Genomic DNA, 21,591 nt, shown 5'->3' on the forward strand with positions numbered 1-21,591 from the left:
GCGGGTCGCGCGCCGCCAGACCGATCGGGTCGGTCACGCGCCCGTCCCGGGGCTCGGCGGGGTGGGGGTCTGGCCGGTGGGCGGCATCGCGCCGTGCACGTCGCCGCCGCTGCCGGGCGGGGTGAGGATGACGTTGGCCTCCGACTCCTCCTCGGCGACGGTGCCGTTGGCCTTGGCGCGGTCGCGGATCGCCTGCGGGATCTCGACCGGCGGGATGTCCGACGGCGTGCGGTCGGGGCTGCCGGTCCACGCGGGACGGCGGGGCCGCAGCCGCAGCGCCTCGAAGATCCGGGCGATCTGGGCCTTGTCCAGGGTCTCCTTGTCCATCAGCTCCAGGACCAGCGCGTCGAGGACGTCGCGGTTCTCCACGAGGATGTCGAAGGCCTCCTGGTGGGCGGTGGCCAGCAGGTTCTTGGTCTCCTCGTCGACCGCCGCGGCGACCTCCTCGGAGTAGTTGCGCTGGTGGCCCATGTCGCGGCCCAGGAACGGCTCGCCCTGGGTCTCGCCGAGCTTGATCGCGCCGAGCCGCTCGGTCATGCCGTACTGGGTGACCATCGCGCGGGCCAGGTTGGTGGCCTTCTCGATGTCGTTGCCGGCCCCGGTGGTCGGGTCGTGGAAGACCATCTCCTCGGCCGCGCGCCCGCCGAGCATGTAGGCCAGCTTGTCGAGCATCTCGCTGCGGGTGGTGGAGTACTTGTCCTCGTCGGGCAGCACCATCGTGTAGCCCAGGGCGCGGCCGCGCGGCAGGATCGTCACCTTGTGCACCGGGTCGGTGCCGGGCAGCGCCGCGGCCACCAGGGCGTGACCGCCCTCGTGGTAGGCGGTGATGAGCTTCTCCTTCTCGCTCATCAGGCGGGTCCGGCGCTGCGGGCCCGCGATCACCCGGTCGATGGCCTCGTCGAGGTTCTCGTCGGTGATCAGCTTCTGGTTGGAGCGGGCGGTCAGCAGCGCGGCCTCGTTGAGCACGTTGGCCAGGTCGGCCCCGGTGAAGCCGGGGGTACGGCGGGCCACGCTGAGCAGGTCGATGTCGTCGGCCATCGGCTTGCCGCGCGAGTGCACCTTGAGGATCTGGTGACGGCCGTGCAGGTCCGGGGCGTCGACCTGGATCTGGCGGTCGAAGCGGCCCGGGCGCAGCAGCGCCGGGTCGAGCACGTCGGGGCGGTTGGTCGCGGCGATCAGGATGACGCCGCCGCGGACGTCGAAGCCGTCCATCTCGACCAGCAGCTGGTTGAGGGTCTGCTCGCGCTCGTCGTGACCGCCGCCCATGCCGGCGCCGCGGTGGCGGCCGACGGCGTCGATCTCGTCGATGAAGACGATGGCCGGCGCGTTCTCCTTGGCCTGCTCGAACAGGTCGCGGACCCGGGAGGCGCCGACGCCGACGAACATCTCGACGAAGTCGGAGCCCGAGATCGAGTAGAACGGGACGCCCGCCTCGCCGGCCACCGCGCGGGCCAGCAGGGTCTTGCCGGTGCCGGGCGGGCCGTAGAGCAGCACGCCCTTGGGGATCTTGGCGCCGACCGCCTGGAACTTCGCCGGCTCCTGGAGGAACTCCTTGATCTCACCGAGCTCCTCGATGGCCTCCTCGCAGCCGGCGACGTCGGTGAACGTCGTCTTCGGCATGTCCTTGGTGATCAGCTTGGCCTTGGACTTGGCGAACTGCATGACCCCGCGGCCGCCACCGCCCTGGGCCTGGTTCATCAGGAAGACGAAGAGGAGGACGATCAGCACGAAGGGCAGCAGCGTCAGCAGGATCGAGCCGAAGACGCTGGGCTTGGGCACCTCGGTGGTGTACTCGGCGATGGTGCCGTCGTCGACGCCCTTGGCCACCGCCTTCTCGATCTCGGCCTGGGTGCCGTTGAGCCAGAAGGCCACGACCTTGTCCGAGCCCTCGCGGGCACCCTTGTCGAGGGTGGCGCGCATCTCCTGGTCGCCGTCGACGAAGGTCATCTCGTCGACCTTGCCGTCGGCGATGTAGGCGTTCATCTCCGACGTGGTGATCTCGTCGTACCCGTCGTTGGGCGCGAAGAGCTGAATGGCCAGCAGGACACCGAGGGCGGCGATGACCATCCACAGCCAGGGACCCTTGAAAATGCGCTTCACAGGCTTCTTTCGCGATCAGGACGACGGACGGGTTCGAAGGAAGACGTTACCCGCCGAGCCCCAGCCGCCCCCAGGGACGGCTCAGGAGTAGACGTGCGGGGCGAGGGTGCCGATGTCGCGCAGGTTGCGATACCGCTCGCGGTAGTCGAGGCCGTAGCCCACGACGAACTCGTTGGGGATGTCCCACCCGACGTACTTCGGCTCCACCGGCATCGACATCGCCTCCGGCTTGCGGAGCAGCGTCGCGATCTCGATCGAGGCGGGGTTGCGGGTGCTCAGGCTGTTGACCAGCCAGCTCAGGGTGAGGCCGGTGTCGATGATCTCGTCGACGATCAGCACGTCGCGGCCGCTGATGTCGGTGTCGAGGTCCTTGAGGATCCGCACGACCCCGCTCGACTTGGTGCCGGCGCCGTAGGAGCTGATGGCCATCCAGTCCATCTCCACGTGCACCGGGAGGGCGCGGGCCAGGTCGGCCATCACCATCACCGCGCCGCGCAGCACGCCGACCATCAGGATCTCGCGGCCCTCGTAGTCGGCCGCGATCTGCTCCGCCATCTCGGCGAGCCGGGCCTGGATCGCCTCCTCGGTGAAGAGCACGTTGACCAGGTCGTTCTCCACATCGGTGGTCTCCATGCCGAGAACCCTAACCCGCGCCGTCCCCGGTGCCGCGGGTCCGCTCGAAGTACACCCAGTCGCCCTGCGACGGGTCGCGGCGGCGCACGGCGCGCACGTGGCCGGGCAGCTCGACCCCGCGCTGCCCGCGCCAGCGCGTCACCAGCTCCTCCAGGGCCAGCACGTGGGCGTGCGCGAGCTCGCCGCCGAGGGCGCCCGCACCCAGGGCGGCCAGCCGCAGCACCCGGCGGCGCACGGCCGAGGGCTGCGACACGAGCGCCCGGACCGAGAGGCCACCCGCAGCGCCCTCCCCAGGGGGCGACGCCTCGGCGAGGGCGGCCTCGGCCAGGTCGTCGAGGCCCTCCAGGTCGACGCGCAGCGACTCGGCGGTCCGGGCCAGCGTCTCCGCGACCCCCGGGCCCAGCTCGCGCTCCAGCACCGGGAGCACGTCGTGGCGGACACGGGAGCGCAGGAACCGCGGGTCGGCGTTGTGGGGGTCGGTCCAGAAGTCGAGGCCCTGGGCCACGCAGGCCCGCTCGGTCTGCGCCCGCCTCAGGTCGAGCAGCGGCCGGGCGTAGGTCGTCCCGTCCCGCTCCAGGACGCCCCGCATGCCGGCGATCGACCGGCCACCGCTCCCCCGGGTCAGGCCCAGCAGCACGGTCTCGGCCTGGTCGTCCAGGGTGTGACCCAGGAGCACGACTGCGGCACCGGTGCGCGAGGCCACCTCGCCGAGCACCGCGTAGCGCGCCTCCCGGGCCGCCGCCTCCGGGCCCCGGCCGAGCGCGCTCACCCGGACCCGGGCGCTGAAGGTCTCGGCGACACCGAGGGCCTCCATCTGGGCCACCACCCGGGCCGCCTGCTCCTCCGACCCCGGCTGCAGGCCGTGGTCGACGGTCACCCCCACCACCCGCACCGGGCGGCTGCCCGGTCGCTCGCGGGCCTCGAAGACACAGGCGGCGAGCAGGGCCAGCGAGTCCGCACCGCCGCTGCAGGCGACGAGGACGGTGGGCGCGTCGCCCGGCAGCGCGGCGAGGGTGCGCCGGACCGCCACCCGGGTGGCGGCCACCGCGGGGTCGGGACCCACCACGACCGGCCGCCTCAGCCGTGCACCCGGGCCACCCAGGCGCCGGGTTCGTGGATCTCCGCCTTGGACGGCAGGTTGCCCGGCTCGTCCCAGACCGCGTTGAAGCCGTCCATGCCGACCAGGTCCACCACCGTGCGCACGAAGACGGCACCGTCGCGGTACTGCGCCATCTTGGCGTCGAGCCCCATCAGCCGGCGCAGCAGCCGGTCCAGGGTGCCTACGCCGCCGCGCCGCTGGTCGAAGCGGCGGCGGATCGCGGCGACCGACGCGATGACCTCGGGGCCGACGCCGTCCATCACCACGTCGGCGTGGCCCTCGAGCAGGGACATCACCCCGGTCACCTGGTCGATCAGCCGGCGCTGCTCGGGGGAGCCGACCAGCTCCAGCAGGCTCCTGCCCTCCTTGGCGCCGCGGACCACCTCGGAGACCCGGGCCAGGAGGTCGTCGGCCATCTCGTCGGGCCGCACGGAGCCCACGAGCTGGTCCATCAGGGTGAAGAGGTGCTCGCGCATCCACGGGACCGCGGTGAACTGCACCCGGTGGGTCTCCTCGTGCAGGCAGACCCACAGGCGGAAGTCGTGGGGGTCGGCCTCGATCTCGCGCTCCACGTGGACGACGTTGGGGGCCACCAGCAGCAACCGGCCGGCGGGCTCGTGGAACGGGTCGAACTGGCCGAGCACCTTGCCGCCGAGGAAGCCGAGCAGCCCCCCGACCTCGGCCGCGGTCACCCGGGAGCCGACGGCCTGGGCGATCCCCCGCGGAGCGCCCTTGCGGGCGGCGAGACGGTCGGCGAGGGGGTCGATGATCCGGGCGAAGCTGTCGGCGTTGGCCTGCACCCAGCCGGCCCGGTCGACGACGAGCACCGGGGCCTCACCCCAGGCGGCCTCCAGCCCGGTGAACTCCGAGACCAGGCCGGTGGAGCGCTCGGCCCCGGCACGCAGCTCGGCGACGGCGTCGGCCGCCTGCGCCGCGCTCACCTCCGGGCCGGCGCCGGCGGCACGTGCGCCGATGCGTGCCGCGAGCTCCCAGTCGACCATGCCCTGTGACGTCATGGGCCGACCCTAGCCGCCGCCCCCCGACGGGGCAGGGGCCTCGGGAGGCCCGCAGGAGCAGGCGGCCAGCGAGGCGGCCACGGCGTCCAGCGCCTCGCGGGCGTCCAGGCTCCGGTCGGCCGGCACCCGGTCGGCGGCCAGCACGAAGGCCATGGCGTTGCCCTGCAGGTCGACCACCAGGCCGGCCAGCGAGTGCACCCCGGTGAGGGTGCCGGTCTTGGCGCGGACCCGGCCGGGCCCCTGCGGCGCGCCCTCGCCGAAGCGGAGCGCCAGGGACCCGCTGAAGCCGGCCACCGGGAGCCCCTCAACCACGGCACGCAGCCGGGGGTGCTGGGGCGAGGCGGCCAGCCGCACCACCTCCAGCAGGGTGCGCGCCGAGATCCGGTTGTCCCGGGAGAGGCCGGAGCCGTCGTGGATCCGGTCGCCGGAGACGTCGAGGCCCAGGTCGGCCAGGGCCTGCGTCGTCCCGGCGGCACCGGCCTCGAAGCTGCCGACCCCCGAGGTGACCAGCCCGACGTGGTGGGCGAGCACCTCCGCGGTCTCGTTGTCGCTGACCTCGATCATCCGGGCCACCAGCTGGTCCAGCGGGGCCGACTCGACCGCGGCCAGCTCGGCGGCTCCCGGCGGGGCGACGGCGGGCCGGGGCTCGCCGACCACCCGCACCCCGGCGGCGCGCAGCGCGTCGGCGAACCTCTCGGCGGCCACCCGGGCCGGGTCGGCCACCCGGCCCCACCCCGAGTCGTCACGGCCGGAGTCGACCCACAGGGGGACGATCGGCGAGACGATGCCGTCGCGGACGTAGTCGGGGCGCCAGTGGGCACTCTCCTGCCCTCCGGTGAAGAGGCTGGTGTCGTAGCGGACCCGCACCTTGGGCGCACCCGCGTCCGGCTCGGCCCTGGCCTGCCGGCCGGCCACGAGCTCCTCGGCGACGAGCCCGGCGAGGGTGACGACGTCGGCCCGTGCGGGTCCGGCCGACCCCTCGGACGCGGCGGCCGGGTCCGGTTCCGCGGCGAGCAGCGGGTCGCCACCCCCGACGAGCACCACCTGGCCGTCCTTGGCGCCCTCGACGACCCGAGTCCGGAAGCGGGTCTCGGGAGGCATCACCTCGAGCGCGGCCACGCCGGTGAGCAGCTTGGTCGTCGAGGCCGGCAGCACCCGGCCTCGCCCCCGGGTCAGCACCGGCTCACCCCCGGCCAGGTCGGCGACCGCGGCCACCACGTGGTCGCCCAGGGCGTCGTCGCGCAGCCCGTCGCCGATCGCCGCGCGCACCGCGGCCGGGTCGAGCGGCGCCGGCGTCGCCGGCTCGGCCACCGGCAGCGGGTCCGCCGGGGCGGGCAGGGCCAGCGCCGTCCGGGCCTCCGGACCCCGCTCCGGCTCACTCCCCCAGCCCAGGTGGGTCGCTCCCCATCCCTGCTGCCAGGCCGCGGCGGCGCCGCCCAGGAGGACCAGGACCAGCAGGGTCGGCAGCCAGTGGGCGACCTTGCCGGGGCCTCGCGGACACGTCGGCGACGTGTGGCCTGCGTCACGTCGCGTCACGGCTACCTCCTCCCGAGTGTGTGTGCGCGCCCATTGTGCGCGACAATCACCCCCGTCACGTCCCGGGGACTCCCCTGGCGGTTGTCACCGCCGGCAGGTGAAGCTGGTCGCCGTGGCCCACAACCGCTGACGTAGAGATGACGAGGTGAAATCCGTGCTGGAGTTCGACGTGCTGGTCGAGATCCCCAAGGGCGAGCGCAACAAGTACGAGGTCGACCACCACTCCGGGCGCCTCAGGCTCGACCGGATGCTCTTCACCTCGACCGCCTACCCGGCCGACTACGGCTACATCGAGAACACCCTGGGCCAGGACGGCGACCCGCTGGACGCGCTCGTGATCCTCGGCGCCCCGACCTTCCCGGGCTGCCTGATCGCCTGCCGGGCGATCGGCATGTTCCGGATGACCGACGAGGCCGGCGGCGACGACAAGGTGCTGTGCGTGCCCACGCACGACCCGCGCATGGAGCACCTGCAGGACATCGGCGACGTGTCGAAGTTCGACCGGCTCGAGATCCAGCACTTCTTCGAGGTCTACAAGGACCTGGAGCCCGGCAAGTCGGTCGAGGGCGCCGAGTGGGTCGGCAAGGACGAGGCGATCGCCGAGGTGCACGCCTCCTTCGAGCGCTTCAAGACCGAGGGCCACGGCGACGACGTGGCCAACCTCGCCGACGACAGCCTGGGCGAGAAGAACTCCTGACACCGGCCCCTTCCGGGCCCTGAGCCGGGTGCGCAGCACGGGATCTCCCGCGCGGCGCACCCGGTTCTGTCATCTCCGGGAGAGCGCCGCCTCGACCTCGAGCGCCCGCAGCTTCTCCGGGTTGCGCACCAGGTAGAGCGCGGTCACCCGCCCGCCCTCGACCAGCATGGTGGCGATCCCGTCGGCCACCCCGTCGAGGACGAACCGCATCGCCGGCGCGCCGTTGAGCCAGATCGGCTCCAGCACCGCCGACTCCGGCCGGACGCCGGTGAGGAAGCGCAGCACCTTCTCCACCCCCACGATCGGGCGCAGCGCGGCGTGCACCTGCCCGCCGCCGTCGGTGGTGAGCACCACGTCCGGGGAGAGGACGTCGAGCAGCTGCTGGAGGTCACCGGTCTCGGTGGCGACCCGGAACCGCTCGATCACCTCCCGCGCCTCCTCGGGGTCGACCCGGGCCCGCGGCCGGCGCGCGGCCACGTGCTCGCGCGCCCGGTGGGCGAGCTGGCGCACGGCCGCGGAGCTGCGCCCCAGAGCCCGGGCGATCTCGTCGTGCGGCAGGTCGAAGACCTCGCGCAGCACGAAGACCGCCCGCTCGGCCGGGGGCAGGGTCTCCAGCACCAGCAGCATCGCGGTCGAGACGCCCTCGGCCAGCACCACGTCGTCGGCTACGTCGGGGGCGGTGAGCAGCGGCTCCGGCAGCCAGGGTCCGACGTACTCCTCGCGACGCCGTGACGCCGCGCGCAGCCGGTTGAGCGCCTGCCGGGCGGTGGTGCGCACCAGGTAGGCCCGCGGGTCGCGGACCTGCTCGTGGTCGACCTCGGCCCAGCGCAGCCACGTCTCCTGCAGCACGTCCTCGGCGTCGACGGCGGAGCCCAGCATCTCGTAGGCCACGGTGAAGAGCAGGCTGCGGTGCCGGACGAAGTCGTCGGTGGCGCCTGCCACGCTCCCCTGCCCGGCGCTCCCCCGTCCGGTGTCACTCACGCGGTCGAGGGTACGGCGAGCGGCAGCTCGCAGACGTCGGAATAGCCCTGGCTCGCCAGTCCCATCGCGGAGTTGAACCGGGAGCGCTGGTTCTCCACCGCGACCATCATCGTCAGCTCCACGACCGCCGCGTGCCCCAGCGCCCGGCCCAGACCGGCGACCATCTCGTCGGTCACGGTCGGCGGGGTGGCCGTCATCGCCTCGGCGTAGGCCATCACGTCGCGCTCGAGCGAGGAGAAGACCTCGGACTCCCGCCAGCGCGGCACCTCGCGGACCTTCGCCAGGTCGAGACCGTCCTCGCGGGCCATGAAGTAGCCGAAGTCGAGGCACCAGGAGCAGCCGATGCTGCCCGCGGAGGCCATCACCGCATAGGTCTTGAGGTGGGCGTCGAGCGCCGACCACGACGCGACCTTGCGCTCGAAACCGAAGATCGTCCTCGTCACCGCCCGGTTGTGCCAGAGCACGTAGGCGCTGTCGGGCACCTTGCCCCACATCCGCCGAGCGATACGGGTCATCACCGCGCCGTAGGCGCCGTCGGGTCGGGCCTGCGGGATCCGGAAGCTGCTGGACATCTCTCCTCCATCTGCTGAGCACCCTGCCGGTGCCGGGCTGTCGACATGGAGACACCGCCCACGGTCGATCTGTGACAGGTCGACGGCTATCTGCGTCGGGCATAGCGGATATCGCCGTTGGGGAGGCGCTTGGTCAGGTAGCGGTCGTCGTGGATGCGGTGATGGTGGTGCGAACAGAGCAGGAGTCCGTTGTCGAGGTCCGTGGGGCCCCACCGGATCCAGGGAGTGAGGTGGTGGGCCTCGCACCAGGTGGCGGGGATGGTGCACCCCTCGGCTCGGCAGTGCCGGTCGCGCAGGGCGAGGGCCTTGCGTTGGCCCGGGGAGAAGAGCCGGGCGGTGCGGCCGAGGTCGAGGGGCTCGGACCGGGTGCCGAGGACGGCGGGGACCAGGTCGGCGGTGCAGGCGAGCCGGCGCACCTGACCGGCACTGATCGCCTGCCCGTCGGCCAGGGTGCCCGCACCCAGGCCCTCGAGAAGGTCCGAGAGCTGCATCGTGATGACGAGCTGGGTGGCGTTCCCGCCGTGGATCGGCAGCCGGCCGGGGTCGAGCCCCTCGAGCAGGGAGCAGAAGGCCTGGCCGAGCCGCAGGTCGTAGGGCAGCCGCTCCCCGGTGCCGTCGCTCGCTCCTCCACGCGGGTTGGTGAACGCCTCCAAGGTAGTGACCAGCCGGGCCGCGACGTGGTCCGGGACGCGGGCCTTGACCAGCGTGGTCCCGTCGCCGAGGCTCTGGGTGGACAGGGTCGTGACGCGTCGGGCGTGGCGATCCTCGTCGGCCAGTTTCTTGCCCTCAGCATCCTCGTCGAGGTGCGGGGCGATGACGTGGAGGATCTTCGCGCCGATCCGGGCCAGGTCACGCGGCCCGAAGGTCGCGGCCTCCCGGAGCAGGTGCTCCTGGGCCAGGGAAAGCACCTCGGCCCGACGATCGGGCGTGAGGGCCGGGCTGATCCGGGGGTCGGCGGCGAGGTCGCCGAGCACGCGGTCGAGGTCGTCCAGCGCCCGGGCGATCACCTGTCCCTGGTCGGTGTTGACCGCACCCGTCTCCAGGGCGGCGCCGAGGTCGTGCCACCGCTCGTCGCAGGCCCGGGCGAGGCGTAGGAGCCGACGGTGGTGGTGCCGGTCGCGGCGGGTCCGGTGAAGGAGCCAGGACGCGACGTCGCGGTGACCTTCAGCGGCCGCGACGTCCTCGGAGGCCGCGACGACCCGGGTCTGGAGTGCGGTCACCCTGGACACCAACCGGTCCAGGACCACCAGCGCCTCGCGCTTCGCGGCGACGCTCATGAAGACCGGATCCAGGACGGCCACCTCGCTGAGCGCCGCCTCGATCACCGCCGCGCAGCCCAGGACGGGGTGCGTCTCCTCGGGGATCACCGGCCGGCTCATACCCACAACCTACGGAGGACCACCGACAGTTCTGGACTGTATTCGATAGCATGTGCGATAACTAGCCGGCCACTTTCCCGGGGCCCCCGGCGCTGAGAAGCTCCTGGCCAGCTCACGGCAGATCGTCGACTTGTGCTCCCCCACGATCGAGGCGATCTGCCCCTGCGACAACCAAGAGTGGGTGTACATGCGCCGCGAAACCGTCGACTGAGAACCTCCGGATCTGCCGCGATGAGTGCGGTTCGCATGAGCGCGTCAGGCGGCTGCCGGGACACACCCAGCTGGAGGAGCCGTGACCAGCCGGCAGGGAGCGGTCAGTCCAGTCGGCGCAGGAAGAGCTCCGTCGCCTCGGCCACGGCGTACTGGATCTCCGCCGACCGCACCGCGTCCCGGGTGCTCATCGAGTGGTCCGCCCCCGGGATCTCCAGGACGTCGTGACCGCTGCGCACCAGCTCGGCCGCCACGTCGGCGTCCCAGGCCTCGTCGGCCAGCCCTCCGACCAGCATCTGTCGCCCGGTGTTGGAGGCGATCGCCTCCGCCACCTCCGGCCGCGTCAGCAGCGGGGTGAGCCAGAGGGCGTCGAGGCCGCGCTCCGCGGCGTACGACGCGGCGAAGGTGCCGAGCGACTTGCCGACCACGAGCACCCGGCCGTCCCCCGCTCCGACCACTCCTTCCTCGGCCAGCCCTTCCTCGACCAGCGCCTCCTCGACGTGCCGCCGCACCCAGGCCTCGGGCGCGTCGTTGTCGGCCGGGGTCATCGCCGTGGTGTCCCACCAGACCTGCCGCACGGTGAAGCCGTGCTGCAGCAGCGCACGGCGGGCGAACTCCAGCAGCGGGGCGCTGGGGGCGTAGGCGCGCCCCGGCAGGACCAGCGCCAGCCCCCGGCTCGGGCCCTCCGGCTCCCACCGGACGGGCAGCCCGCCGAAGGTCATCGGTCGACCCCCACGGCCTCGTCGGCCAGCAGCTCCTCAGAGCGCAGCAGGACGCGCGGGATGCCGAAGGCGTCGACCAGGTCGACCGCGATCGGACGGATCTTGCGGCACAGGCTGGTGACCTCGCGGGTGATCGCCTTGCTCCGGGCGATGGAGAGCCGGCCGTGCTCCATGAACCAGGCCCGGTCGGCCTCGATGCGGGAGAGGGCGTAGAGGTCGCAGAGCAGGTTGAGCGCGACCTTGTTGTCACCCTCGGGCAGCTCGGCGGCCTTGGTCACGAACGCCTCGAGGACCAGCCGCTCCACGTGGGCGCGGGCGGTGGCGATCACGTGGTCCTGGACGCGGGAGAAGACCTCGCCGGGGTTGCCGCCCCCGTCGACCCCCGCCTTGAGGCGCCGGGCCACCCCGCCGAGCATGTGCTCCTCGCGGAAGCGGAGCATCGCCAGCTGGTAGTTGGGGTCGAGCAGGCCGGCCTCCTGGTCCCACTCGTCACCGCCGGGCAGCACGTCCTTGATCCGCTCGAGCAGCTTGTGGACCGCGCTCTTCTCCAGCACCGTCTCGACGGCGAGGCCGGTGACGAAGCGGACCATCCCGAACTGGTCCATCTCCTCGAACTCGCCGGCGTAGTCGGTGAGCAGGCCCTTGGCGACCAGCTGGAGCAGGACGTGGTTGTCGCCCTCGAAGGTGGTGAAGACGTCGGTGTCGGCCTTGAGGGCGTGGAACCGGTTGGTCGACAGGTAGCCCGCACCGCCGCAGGCCTCGCGGCACTCCTGGATGGTGCGGGTGGCGTGCCAGGTGCCGTAGGCCTTGGTGCCCGCGGCCCGCGACTCCAGCAGCCGCCGGGTCTCCGGGTCGTCGGTGATGCCGGAGAAGACGTCGTGGAGCTGGCCGGCGACCACCTCCTGGGCGAAGTGCATGGCGTAGTTCTCCGCGAGCAGCGGCAGCAGCCGGCGCTGGTGCATGCCGTAGTCGAGGAGGAGCTGCTCGCTGTCGGGGTCGGCGGCCTCGAACTGGCGCCGCTTGTCGGCGTACTTCACGGCGATGGCCAGCGCCACCTTGGCGGCGTTGATCGCCGCGCCGCCGACCGAGACGCGACCCTGCACGAGGGTGCCCAGCATGGTGAAGAAGCGCCGGCCGGGGCTCTCGATCGGGCTGCTGTAGACGCCGTCCTCGCTGACCTCGGCGAACTTGTTGAGCAGGTTGGCGCGGGGCACCCGGACGCCGTCGAACCAGAAGCGTCCGTTGTCGACGCCGTTGAGCCCCATCTTGGCGCCGCAGTCCTCGATCCGGACGCCGGGAGCGGGCTCGCCGTCGACCCGGACGGGGACGACGAAGGCGTGCACGCCGTGCCGCTCGCCGGCCACCTCGAGCTGGGCGAAGACCACGGCCAGCTCGGCGTGCCGGGCGGCGTTGCCGATGTAGTCCTTGCGGGAGGCCTCGTCGGGGGTGGTGATCACGAACTCGGCCGTCTCGGGGTCGTAGACCGCGACGGTGCCCAGCGCCTGCACGTTGGAGCCGTGCCCGGTCTCGGTCATCGCGAAGGAGCCCATCAGCCGCCCGCTGATGATGTCGGCCATCCAGCGCTCGTGGTGCTCCTGCGTGCCGAGCTGGAGGATCGCCCCGCCGAAGAGGCCGAACTGCACGCCGACCTTGACCAGCACCGAGAGGTCGCCGAGCGCGAGGGTCTCGAAGGCGGCGATGGAGGCCCCGACGTCGCCGCCTCCGCCGTACTCCTGCGGCAGTCCCATCCCGGTCTGCCCCGTGGCCGCGAGCTCGAGGACGACGTCCTTGACCCGCTCGCGGAACGCTTCGCTGTCCAGCTCCTCGGCCTCGGCGAGCAGGCCGGCGTGGTCGACCAGGTTGTCGCGGACGAGCTGGCGCACCTCGCCGTACCTACCGTCCAGCAGGCGGGTCAGCGCCTCGACGTCGACGACCGGCTGGCGGTATCCCTTGTCCTGGACGGATTCCTCGGCGGCAGCGGCCTGGGCGGGGGAGAGGCTCTGGGCTGTCATGTCCCCGACGGTACCCGCGAGTAGGCAGAGGGATTCGTGGGGCGGGAGTGGTCTGTACCGCCACGGCACCGGGTGGCGCACTGCGCCCGTACCGGAGGCGGTCGGTAGCCTCAGCCCCGTGACTCCCCCCCGTCCCGAGCCCGAGGAGACCCCGTTCGGTCGGCTGGGCTACAACTTCTCGATCGTCGGGGCCCAGAAGTCCGGCACCTCCACCCTGTCGGGCACGATCAGCCAGCACCCCCTGGTCTGCCGCCCCCCGCGCAAGGAGGCGCACTTCTTCAACGACGAGGAGTACGACTGGGCCGACCCCGACTACGAGCGTGACTACACCGCGCCGAAGCGGGCCCGGATCCACCGGATGGTGGGCGACTCGACCCCCGTCTACCTGATGTGGCCCCAGGCGCTGGAGCGGATGGCGGCCTACAAGCCGGACATGCCGCTGATCGCGATCTTCCGCGACCCGCTGGAGCGGCTCTTCTCGCACTGGACGATGCTGCGCACCCGGCACCCCGACTGGCCCGACTGGCCGGGCTTCCTCACCGAGTTCCGGCCCACCACCTTCCCCACCAGCCTGCCCGAGGGGGTGCGGCCGATGCGCTACAAGCACCTCTCGGGGATCGCCCGCGGCTTCTACGGCGCCCAGCTCGCCCACGGCTTCGAGGTCTTCGACCGGGACCAGTGGCTGCTGCTGGAGTTCCGGCAGATGCTGGCCGACTACGACACGGTCCTCGACCGGGTCACCGACCACCTGGGACTGCCCCGCTTCGAGCAGCGGCCGCCGCTGCGCAACCGGTACGCCGGGGCCGAGCTGGTGCCCGGGACGGCGCCGACCGCCGAGGACCTCGACGGCCTGGCCCGGCTCTATGCCGACGACCTCGCGCTCTTCGCCCGGCTCACCGGGATCGACACCTCGCACTGGCCCACGGCGCGGATCCTGGCCGGCGATCTCGACCCCGGCGAGCTGGCGGCGCGCTTCGCCACCCGCGTCGCCCCGGCCTGACCGCCCGCCCGGGGCCGCACCGCGCTAGGGGCGCTCGGCCCTAGGCACCCGCGACGCTAGGGGCGCGCGTAGAAGTTGGGCGTGCGCCAGTAGTACATCGACTCCCTGACCACGGGCCGGCCGGTGCGCGGCGCGTGCACGATCATCCCGTCGCCGACGTAGAGCGCCACGTGGTAGATCGAGGACGGGCTCGACGACGAGCCCCAGAAGACCAGGTCGCCCGGCGCCAGCTGGGCGGGCCGGACCGGCGTGGACGCGGCGTACTGACCCGCGGAGTAGTGGGGCAGCGCCACTCCCCCGGCCGCCCAGGCCATCGCGGTCAGGCCGGAGCAGTCCCAGGCGTCGGGGCCGGCAGCACCCCAGCGGTAGGGCTCGCCGAGCTGGGCGGTGGCGAAGGCGATCGCGGCCGGGGCGCCCGAGGCGGGGGCCGGCGCGGGCGGCACAGCGGGGGCCGGCGTCGGCGTCGGCGTCGGGGTCGGGGTCGGGGTGGCTGTCGGAGTCGGTGTGGCGGTCCGGGTGGGCTCCGGCGTGGACGGCGGGGTGGGCGCGGGCCTGCGGGTCGGGGTGGGCGCCGGCGTGGGCGTGCGGGTCGGGGTGGGCGTCGGCGCGGACGTCGGGGTGGGCGCCGGCGTCGGGGTGGCGCGCTGCTTCTCCGCCTCCCGCTCGGCGCGGCGCGCCTGCGCCGCCTCCTCGCGGCGTCGCTGCTCCTCGGCCCGGGCGGCGGCCTCGGCCGCGCGCTGCTCCAGCCGGGTCTGACGCCGCTCGGCGAGCCGCACGCTGATGCCCTGGAGGGTGGCGAGCTCGGCCACCAGCTCGGCCTTGCGCGCCGCGATCTGCTGCGCCTCGGCGGCGGCCACGGCGGCGGCGGACTCCGCCGACTCCCGGCTCAGCCGCGCCTCCTCGGCGAGCTCGGCGGCGCGCCGCTCGGCGTCCTCGGCGCCCGTGACCGCGACCTCGGCCAAGGTCGCGGACGCCCGGAAGCGGTCGTAGGAGCCCTCCATCGCCTCGACGGCGTTGGCGGTGGTGACCGAGCGCTCCACGTAGTCGGTGATCCCGTCGGCCTCCACCATGGCGGCCAGCCCCGCCACCTGCGGGACCGTCTCGTAGGAGCGGACCAGGGTCGCGCCGTACGCCTCCTGCTGCCGGGCCAGGTCGTCGGTCGCGGCGGCGGCGGCGACCCGGGCGGCTTCGGCAGCGGCCTCGGCCTGGGTCAGCTCCCAGGCGGTGCGGTTGGCGGTCTCCGCGGCCTGGGCCGCCCGGATCGCCGACTCGTCGAGCGCGTGGCCGGCCAGCGCCAGCTCGGCCCGGACCGCGGCGACGCCGCGGGCGGCCGTGTCGGTGGCCCGCTCGGCGGCCGCCACCTCGTCGGCGGACGGCACGGGCTCGTCGGTCGCCCCGGCGGGAGTCGCCGCCAGGAGCAGCACCAGCAGGGCACCGGTCAGGGGCACCTGTCGCCGCGCACGGGTGCGGTGGTGCCGTCGCCTGCGCACGGTGTTCCCCTCGCCTAGGTCGGCGGGGCCTGCGTGGGCCCGCCCGGACCTGCCTGGAGCTCAGCCGCTCGGCGGGTCACCGAGTCGGCTGCGCCTCGGGCGGCTTCCCCACCGCCCGAGACACATCAGGCACGGTAGTGCGCTTTCGTCACATTGGAAACACAAATCTCAAGTTTTCTTCGCCACACCGGCGTGTCGCCTTGACGAACTACACTGGTGTAATTCGCTCCGCGACCTCGTCCGGCAGGTCCACCGTCTCCCGCGACGACGTCGAGGACGAGTTGAGGAGCAGGCCCCTCTTGGTGAACTTCTGCCCCGCGGCCAGGCCCCCGGCGTAGAAGGAGACCAGCGCGATCGCGACCCCGGCGATGTCGTCGGCCACGTAGTGCCAGCCGAAGTAGAGGGTGGCCACGACGGTCACCGCGAAGTTGACCCAGAAGACGATCTTGAGGGTGCGGCTGCGCATCGTGTACTGGATCATCAGCGCGACCAGCAGGGTGACGCCGGTGTGCAGGCTGGCGAACCCAGCCACCGACTGCACCGCACCCTCGATCCCGTCGTGGATCACCCCCTTGCGCACGTAGAAGAGCGACTCCATCAACGCACTGGTGCCGGTGTCGGGGAGGTCGGCGTAGAGCCAGGGGTAGCGGAAGCCGGGGCCGAGGGTGGGCAGCGCGTAGTAGGAGGCCGTCCCCAGCGTCCAGATCAGCACCTGGGAGTTGGCGAACCAGTAGCCGAAGGTGATGTTGCGCGACCAGACCAGGAAGACCGCGACGCCGATCGGCACCAGCGGCAGGAACCAGAGGTAGATGGTGGAGAGGAAGAACGCACTGAAGCTGGTGCCGAAGACCGTGTGCAGCACCTCGGCCGGCTCGGTGCCGCCGAACATCGCCCGGTCGAGCACGTGGAGCTCGCGGTCGTACTTCGTGTCGCCCATGATGAACGGCAGGAACGACTTGAGGTTCCGGTAGCTGACGTAGGTGAGGTAGAAGCAGACGATGCCGAGCACCACGAGGGTGAGGCGCTCCCGGTTCCAGTGGGTGTGCCACCGCTTCTTCATCGCCTCCCAGCCGGCGCGAGGGTGTCCCATGCCCTCCCAGAAGTAGCGGGGAAGCATGTCGACCAGCAGCGCCGCCCCGACCAGCAGCGGCAGGCGGACGGCGGCCGGGCCCAGGAACCCCTCGGGGTCCACGAGCGGTCGGTCCAAGGAGATCGAGGCCACCAGGGCCAGGAGCCCCATGGTGGCCGCGACTCCGATGAGGAGGACGTGGGCGCGGCGGTACACCCCCGCATCCTAGAGAGTTCCGGGCAGCTGCGCCCGGACGGGCACCGGCGCGAGCCGGCTCGCGTCGACACCGAGGCGCACCCGGTCCCCGACCGCGACGCCCAGGTCGCGGGGGGCCACCGCGTGCAGCGCCCCCAGGCCCGGCACCTCGACCTGGAGCCGGAGCAGCTCCGGGGTCGCCGCGGCCAGCGTCACCGTCCCCTCCAGCCGGCCGTCGGCCGCCACCCGCAGCGCCGAGCGGCGCAGTGCGAGCCCCCCGCCGCGGGGCAGGCCGGCCGCGTCGGCCAGCCGGTGCGCCGCGGCGCCGGTGAGCACCGTGGCGTAGCCCAGGAAGACCGCGGTCTCGGGGGTGGCGGGTGCCGACCACACCGCGCCGATGGGCCCCTCCTGCACGACCCGGCCGCGGAACATCACCGCCAAGCGGTCGGCGACCGTGAACGCCTCCTCGTGGTCGTGGGTGACCATCACCGCCGTGGTCCGCGCAGCCGTGAGGATCGCGCGGAGGTCCTGGGCCAGCGACTCGCGCAGCGCGGCGTCCAGGGCGGAGAGCGGCTCGTCGAGGAGCAGCAGCCGCGGCCGCACGGCCAGGGCCCGGGCCAGCGCCACCCGCTGCCGCTCGCCACCCGAGAGCGTCGCCGGCATCCGCGCGCCGTAGCCCTCCAGCCCCACCAGCGCCAGGAGCTCAGCCACCCGGCGGGCGACCTCGGCCCGGGGACGCCGCGCCAGGCGCAGCGCGTAGCCGACGTTGCGCGCCACGTCGAGGTGGGCGAAGAGCTGGCCGTCCTGGAACATCAGCGCGAAGCCGCGCCGGTGGGTGGGGCGCCCGCCCAGGTCCTCGCCGTCGAAGCGGACCGTGCCGGCGGTGACCGGCTCCAGGCCGGCGACCGCGCGCAGCAGCGTCGACTTGCCGCAGCCCGAGGGGCCGAGCACGGCGAGCACCTCGCCCGGTGGGAGCTCCAGGTCGACGTCGACCACGGCGGGCACGCCGTCGTAGCGCACCTCGACGCCCTCGAGCTGCAGCCCCTGCTGGTCGCCGGCCATGTCAGAAGGCTCCCACGCTCGGCACCCGCAGCCGCTCCACGGCCAGCATCACCAGCGCGGTGGTGGCCGCCAGCACCACGGAGGCGGCCAGGGCCATCCCGTAGTTCATCTGCCCGGGGTGGCCGATCAGCCGGAAGATCACCACCGGCACCGTGGGGCGGTCGTCGCGGGCCAGGAACGAGGTAGCCCCGAACTCGCCCAGCGACGCCGCGAAGGCGAACCCGGTGGCCGCCAGCAGCGGCTTCCACACCACCGGAAGGTCGACGGTGACCCAGGTGCGCACCGGTCCGGCACCCATCGAGGCGGCCGCCTGCCGCAGCCGGTCGTCGACACCGGCGAGCACCGGGACCAGCGTGCGCAGCACCAGGGGCAGGGCCACCAGCGCCTGGGCGATCGGCACCAGCAGCGCCGAGTCGCGCAGGTCGACCGGCGGCCGGTCGAGGGTGATGAGGAAGCCGAAGCCCAGGGTGACCGCGGAGACCCCCAACGGCAGCATGAAGAGGGCGTCCATCCCCGACCTCAGCCGGCGCTCGGTGCGGGTCTGGGAGCGCCGGGTGACCAGCACCGCCAGCAGCAGCCCGAGGAGCAGCGCCATCCAGGTGGCGTCCACCGCGATCCGCAGCGAGTTGACCAGCGCCTCGGTCACCGGGACCAGCAGCGCCCCGTCGTCGCCACGCCCACCCAGGGCGCGGTAGTTGTCCAGGCTCCAGGCGCCGCCGACCCGCAGCGAGCCCAGCACCAGGGTGACCAGCGGGGCGGCGACGAAGGCCAGCAGCAGACCGGTCATCGCCAGCGCCCAGACGTCGTGGCGACCCGGGCGCCGGGCGCGGGCGGTACGCCGGGCGACCGCCGCCGTGGTCGCGCGGAGCCGGCCGGTCACCAGGAGCAACCCGGCCACCACCGCCAGCTGGACGAGCGAGAGGGCGGCCGCCGCCCGCAGGTCGAAGAGGGTGGTGGTCAGGAGGTAGATCTCGGTCTCCACGGTGGCGTAGCGGACCCCGCCGAGGGTGAGCACGATGCCGAACGCGGTCGCGCAGAAGAGGAAGACCACCGACGCCGAGGAGACGATGGCCGGCCGCAGGGCGGGCAGGGTGACCGTGCGCAGCACCTGCCACGGGGGGGCACCGAGGGCCGCAGCGGCCTCGGCCGGGCGCGGGTCGAGGGACTCCCACGCCGCCCCCACCCCGCGCACCACGACGGCGGAGTTGAAGAAGGCCAGGCCCAGCACGATCGCCGCCGGCGTGCCGTCGAGCCCGAGGAAGCCGAGCGGGCCGGACTCCCCGAGCAGCTCCCGGAAGGCGACGCCGACCACCACGGTGGGGAGCACGAACGGCACCAGCAGCGCGGCGCGGACCACCCGGCGCCCCGGCAGGGCGAGCCGGCTGAGCGCGTAGGCGGCCGGCAGCCCGAGCACCAGTGAGAGCAGCGTCCCGGCCAGTGCCGAGCCCACGGTGAAGGAGAGCACCCGCAGCACCCGGGGCCGGCGGAGCACCTCGAGCACCCCGCCGGGGTCGAAGGCGCCGTCGACCCAGAACCCGCGGGCCACCATTCCGGTCACCGGCAGCACGAAGAAGACGCCGAGCACCAGCAGCGGTCCGGCGGAGAGGGCGGCCAGCGCCAGCAGCCGACGGGTCACGGCCCGGTCACCGGGTGGTGAGCTCGGTCCACTCCTGGAGCCACCGCTCGCGGTTGGCCGCGATCTCCTCGGGCGCCACGGTGAACGGCTCGTCGGGCTGGACGGCGTGGGCGGCCCAGGCCTCGGGCAGCTCCACGGAGGCGTCGACCGGGAAGACGTACATCGACTCCGGCAGCGCCTCCTGCACCGACCGGCCGACCAGGAACTCCACCAGCGCCTCGGCCCCCTCGGGGTTGGACGCGCCCGCCAGCACCCCGGCGTACTCGACCTGGCGGAAACAGGTGTCGAGCAGCGCGCTGGTGGTGGAGCGGTTCTTCCCCTCGGGGACGGTGAACGCCGGCGAGGAGTCGTAGGAGAGCACGATCGGGCGGGTGCCGTCCTCGCCGCCCTGGGTGAAGTCGGTGTAGTAGGCGTCGCTCCAGCCGTCGACGATCTTGACGCCGTTGTCGACCAGCGACTGCCAGTAGACGGGCCACTCGTCGCCGTAGGCCGCCACGGTGGCGAGCAGGAAGGACATCCCGACCGAGGAGGTCGAGGCGGCCGGCACCACCATCAGGTCCTGGTACGCCGGCTCGGCGAGGTCCGCCAGCGTCCGCGGCGGCTTCACGTCCCGCTCGGCGAACCAGGTGTCGTCGACGTTGACACAGACGTGGCCCACGTCGACCGGGGTAAGCCGGTCGGCCCCCTCGGGCAGCGCGAACTCCTCGGCGCCGGCCGGCAGCGGGGCCTCGAAGGGGGCGAAGACACCCTCGGCGAGCACGCGGGAGGCGAAGGTGTTGTCGATGCCGAAGGCGGCGTCCCCGAGCGGGTTCTCCTTGGTCAGCCCGAGCTTGGCGCTCAGGGAGCCGGCGTCGCCGGAGGCCCGGACGATCAGGTCGAGGTCGTGCCGCTCGCTGAACTCCTCGATCAGCTCCTCGGGCAGCTGGAAGGACTCGTGGGTGACCAGGATGACCCGGTCACGCTCGTCCGCGCCGGCGGTGTCGTCGTTGTCGTCGCCGAGGGCGCTGCAGCCGGCCGTGACCGCGCTCAGCACCGCCACGGACGCGAGGAGGGCATGGGTCTTCACTTCTCTGACTCCCTTCGCCGGTGCTAACCGGTGCAGGTTCGGAGGGTCTGCGGCTCTCTCCGCACTCTCAGCACATGGATGTCGTCGACGCGTCGCGACACCGGGTGCTCCCCTGTCTGGTCCGGCGATACTACCGGTAGCCGAAGCGGCGCAGCACCGGCCAGGACAGGGCGGTCACCAGGCGCCTGTCGCGCGTCGTCATCTCGGTGCGCCACTCCTCGTCGGCCCGCAGCTCGGTGCGGCCGGTCCGGAAGCGCATCGGGTTTCCCGCCACCGAGTGGCAGGGCCCCAGCTCGACCTCGTGCGGCCCGAGCAGCGGGAGGGCGGGGCTGCCCGGCAGCCCGAGGGCCTGCCAGCTCGCGGCCACCGCCCCGGCCGGGTCGGCGACCAGGTCCTCGTAGCGCAGCCGGGCCAGCGGGGCGCCCCGCCAGGGGAGGGCCTGCACGGTCAGGTTGCCCGAGACCCACAAGGCGGTGCTCCGGGCCGGGGAGAAGCGGGGCATCGGCTCGCCGCCCGCCTCCGGGCGGGCCACGGTCTTGGCCCAGGAGTACGCCACCCCGCGCGGGTCGCGGAGCACGTGCAGCACCCGCAGGTCCAGGTCGGGCAGGTGGCTGAGGGTCACGGCGGTGGGGATCTCCTTGCTGGAGTCCACCAGGACCCGGGCGCCCCCCGCCACCTCGCGCGCGGCAGCGTAGACGGCGCGGTAGTGCCCGGCGTAGTCGAGCACCGCGCGGCGGGTGGCCGGCGACGGGTGGCGGCGCAGCGTGCGGGGCAGCCGGCGCTGCCGGTCGACCTGCTCCTTGAGGTGGGCCACCCGGTCGACGTCGACCCGCCCCCAGCCGCCGAAGGCCCGCTCCCCGACCGCAGTCCAGAACGGGCAGGCCGAGAACGCCGCGCCGCAGGCGCACAGCTCGTCGCGGCGCACACCGCGCTCCCAGAGGTGGACCACCTCACCGAGCAGGGTCACCCCGTCGAGCTCTCCCAGCAGCCGCTCCAGCAGCGTCGAGCCGCTGCGGCCCCAGCCGGCGAGGTAGAGCACCAGCGGGTCCGGCACGGCTGCCGCGGGACCCTCGGACGGCGTGCTGGACGGCTCGGTCATGGTGGCCTGAGCCTAGG

The 21,591-nt window shown here is 73.4% G+C and carries 18 protein-coding genes and 1 riboswitch; of the genes, 2 read left to right on the forward strand and 16 right to left on the reverse strand.

Annotated elements, in window-relative coordinates; translation table 11 throughout:
* Positions 1 to 33: 33 nt before the first annotated feature.
* From ftsH to dacB, 5 genes are all read right to left on the reverse strand, one after another.
* Positions 34 to 2,100 carry an ATP-dependent zinc metalloprotease FtsH gene (gene ftsH / locus AC4BG9_RS07295; RefSeq protein WP_490570415.1) on the reverse strand — a complete coding sequence of 689 codons (2,067 nt, stop codon included), beginning with the start codon at positions 2,098 to 2,100 and terminating at the stop codon, positions 34 to 36.
* A gap of 81 nt (positions 2,101 to 2,181) precedes the next feature.
* Positions 2,182 to 2,733: a hypoxanthine phosphoribosyltransferase gene (gene hpt / locus AC4BG9_RS07300; RefSeq protein WP_490570416.1), complete on the reverse strand. Its 552-nt coding sequence runs from the start codon at positions 2,731 to 2,733 to the stop codon at positions 2,182 to 2,184.
* 10 nt (positions 2,734 to 2,743) lie between these two features.
* Complete coding sequence (tilS, locus tag AC4BG9_RS07305; protein WP_490570417.1) at positions 2,744 to 3,799, reverse strand: tRNA lysidine(34) synthetase TilS; 1,056 nt, start codon at positions 3,797 to 3,799, stop codon at positions 2,744 to 2,746.
* Positions 3,800 to 3,810: 11 nt separating this feature from the next.
* The gene (locus AC4BG9_RS07310; protein ID WP_490570418.1) at positions 3,811 to 4,848 is read right to left on the reverse strand and encodes a zinc-dependent metalloprotease; all 1,038 of its coding nucleotides are present in this window, start codon (positions 4,846 to 4,848) and stop codon (positions 3,811 to 3,813) included.
* A gap of 9 nt (positions 4,849 to 4,857) precedes the next feature.
* Positions 4,858 to 6,384 carry a D-alanyl-D-alanine carboxypeptidase/D-alanyl-D-alanine endopeptidase gene (dacB, locus tag AC4BG9_RS07315; RefSeq protein ID WP_490570419.1) on the reverse strand — a complete coding sequence of 509 codons (1,527 nt, stop codon included), beginning with the start codon at positions 6,382 to 6,384 and terminating at the stop codon, positions 4,858 to 4,860.
* A gap of 157 nt (positions 6,385 to 6,541) precedes the next feature.
* Here dacB and AC4BG9_RS07320 point away from each other — a divergent pair, with 157 nt between their 5' ends.
* The gene (locus tag AC4BG9_RS07320; protein ID WP_490570659.1) at positions 6,542 to 7,081 is read left to right on the forward strand and encodes an inorganic diphosphatase; all 540 of its coding nucleotides are present in this window, start codon (positions 6,542 to 6,544) and stop codon (positions 7,079 to 7,081) included.
* Between the two features lie 69 nt (positions 7,082 to 7,150).
* Here the strand turns inward: AC4BG9_RS07320 and AC4BG9_RS07325 are convergent, their stop codons facing one another.
* The 5 genes from AC4BG9_RS07325 to AC4BG9_RS07345 form a co-directional block, all read right to left on the reverse strand.
* Positions 7,151 to 8,062 (reverse strand): RNA polymerase sigma-70 factor, encoded by a 912-nt coding sequence (locus tag AC4BG9_RS07325; RefSeq protein WP_490570420.1) that lies wholly within the window; start codon positions 8,060 to 8,062, stop codon positions 7,151 to 7,153.
* Complete coding sequence (locus tag AC4BG9_RS07330) at positions 8,059 to 8,634, reverse strand: carboxymuconolactone decarboxylase family protein (protein WP_490570421.1); 576 nt, start codon at positions 8,632 to 8,634, stop codon at positions 8,059 to 8,061. The genes AC4BG9_RS07325 and AC4BG9_RS07330 overlap by 4 nt, the downstream gene beginning before the upstream one ends.
* Positions 8,635 to 8,720: 86 nt before the next feature.
* On the reverse strand, positions 8,721 to 10,013 hold the full coding sequence (locus AC4BG9_RS07335) for an HNH endonuclease signature motif containing protein (RefSeq protein ID WP_490570422.1): 1,293 nt from the start codon (positions 10,011 to 10,013) through the stop codon (positions 8,721 to 8,723).
* A 314-nt stretch (positions 10,014 to 10,327) separates the two neighbouring features.
* On the reverse strand, positions 10,328 to 10,945 hold the full coding sequence (locus tag AC4BG9_RS07340) for a hypothetical protein (protein WP_490570423.1): 618 nt from the start codon (positions 10,943 to 10,945) through the stop codon (positions 10,328 to 10,330).
* On the reverse strand, positions 10,942 to 12,957 hold the full coding sequence (locus AC4BG9_RS07345) for an acyl-CoA dehydrogenase family protein (protein ID WP_490570424.1): 2,016 nt from the start codon (positions 12,955 to 12,957) through the stop codon (positions 10,942 to 10,944). Before AC4BG9_RS07345 ends, AC4BG9_RS07340 begins: the two co-directional genes overlap by 4 nt.
* Before the next feature lie 118 nt (positions 12,958 to 13,075).
* Here AC4BG9_RS07345 and AC4BG9_RS07350 point away from each other — a divergent pair, with 118 nt between their 5' ends.
* Positions 13,076 to 13,957 carry a sulfotransferase domain-containing protein gene (locus tag AC4BG9_RS07350; protein WP_490570425.1) on the forward strand — a complete coding sequence of 294 codons (882 nt, stop codon included), beginning with the start codon at positions 13,076 to 13,078 and terminating at the stop codon, positions 13,955 to 13,957.
* A 56-nt stretch (positions 13,958 to 14,013) separates the two neighbouring features.
* Here the strand turns inward: AC4BG9_RS07350 and AC4BG9_RS07355 are convergent, their stop codons facing one another.
* The 6 genes from AC4BG9_RS07355 to AC4BG9_RS07380 form a co-directional block, all read right to left on the reverse strand.
* Positions 14,014 to 15,447: a C40 family peptidase gene (locus tag AC4BG9_RS07355; protein WP_490570426.1), complete on the reverse strand. Its 1,434-nt coding sequence runs from the start codon at positions 15,445 to 15,447 to the stop codon at positions 14,014 to 14,016.
* 208 nt (positions 15,448 to 15,655) lie between these two features.
* Positions 15,656 to 16,732 (reverse strand): phosphatase PAP2 family protein, encoded by a 1,077-nt coding sequence (locus AC4BG9_RS07360; RefSeq protein WP_490570427.1) that lies wholly within the window; start codon positions 16,730 to 16,732, stop codon positions 15,656 to 15,658.
* 9 nt (positions 16,733 to 16,741) lie between these two features.
* Positions 16,742 to 17,773, reverse strand: a complete 1,032-nt coding sequence (locus AC4BG9_RS07365; RefSeq protein WP_490570428.1) for an ABC transporter ATP-binding protein — start codon at positions 17,771 to 17,773, stop codon at positions 16,742 to 16,744.
* A gap of 1 nt (position 17,774) precedes the next feature.
* Positions 17,775 to 19,409, reverse strand: coding sequence for an ABC transporter permease (locus AC4BG9_RS07370; RefSeq protein WP_490570429.1), 1,635 nt, complete (start codon positions 19,407 to 19,409; stop codon positions 17,775 to 17,777).
* Between the two features lie 7 nt (positions 19,410 to 19,416).
* On the reverse strand, positions 19,417 to 20,475 hold the full coding sequence (locus AC4BG9_RS07375) for a thiamine ABC transporter substrate-binding protein (RefSeq protein WP_490570430.1): 1,059 nt from the start codon (positions 20,473 to 20,475) through the stop codon (positions 19,417 to 19,419).
* Positions 20,468 to 20,599: riboswitch (TPP riboswitch) on the reverse strand. (Overlaps the previous gene by 8 nt.)
* A gap of 6 nt (positions 20,600 to 20,605) precedes the next feature.
* A complete protein-coding gene (locus AC4BG9_RS07380; RefSeq protein ID WP_490570431.1) occupies positions 20,606 to 21,574 on the reverse strand; it encodes a sulfotransferase in 969 nt (322 codons plus the stop codon).
* Positions 21,575 to 21,591: the final 17 nt, after the last annotated feature.

This window comes from Nocardioides sp. Z40_12, assembly GCF_058215795.1.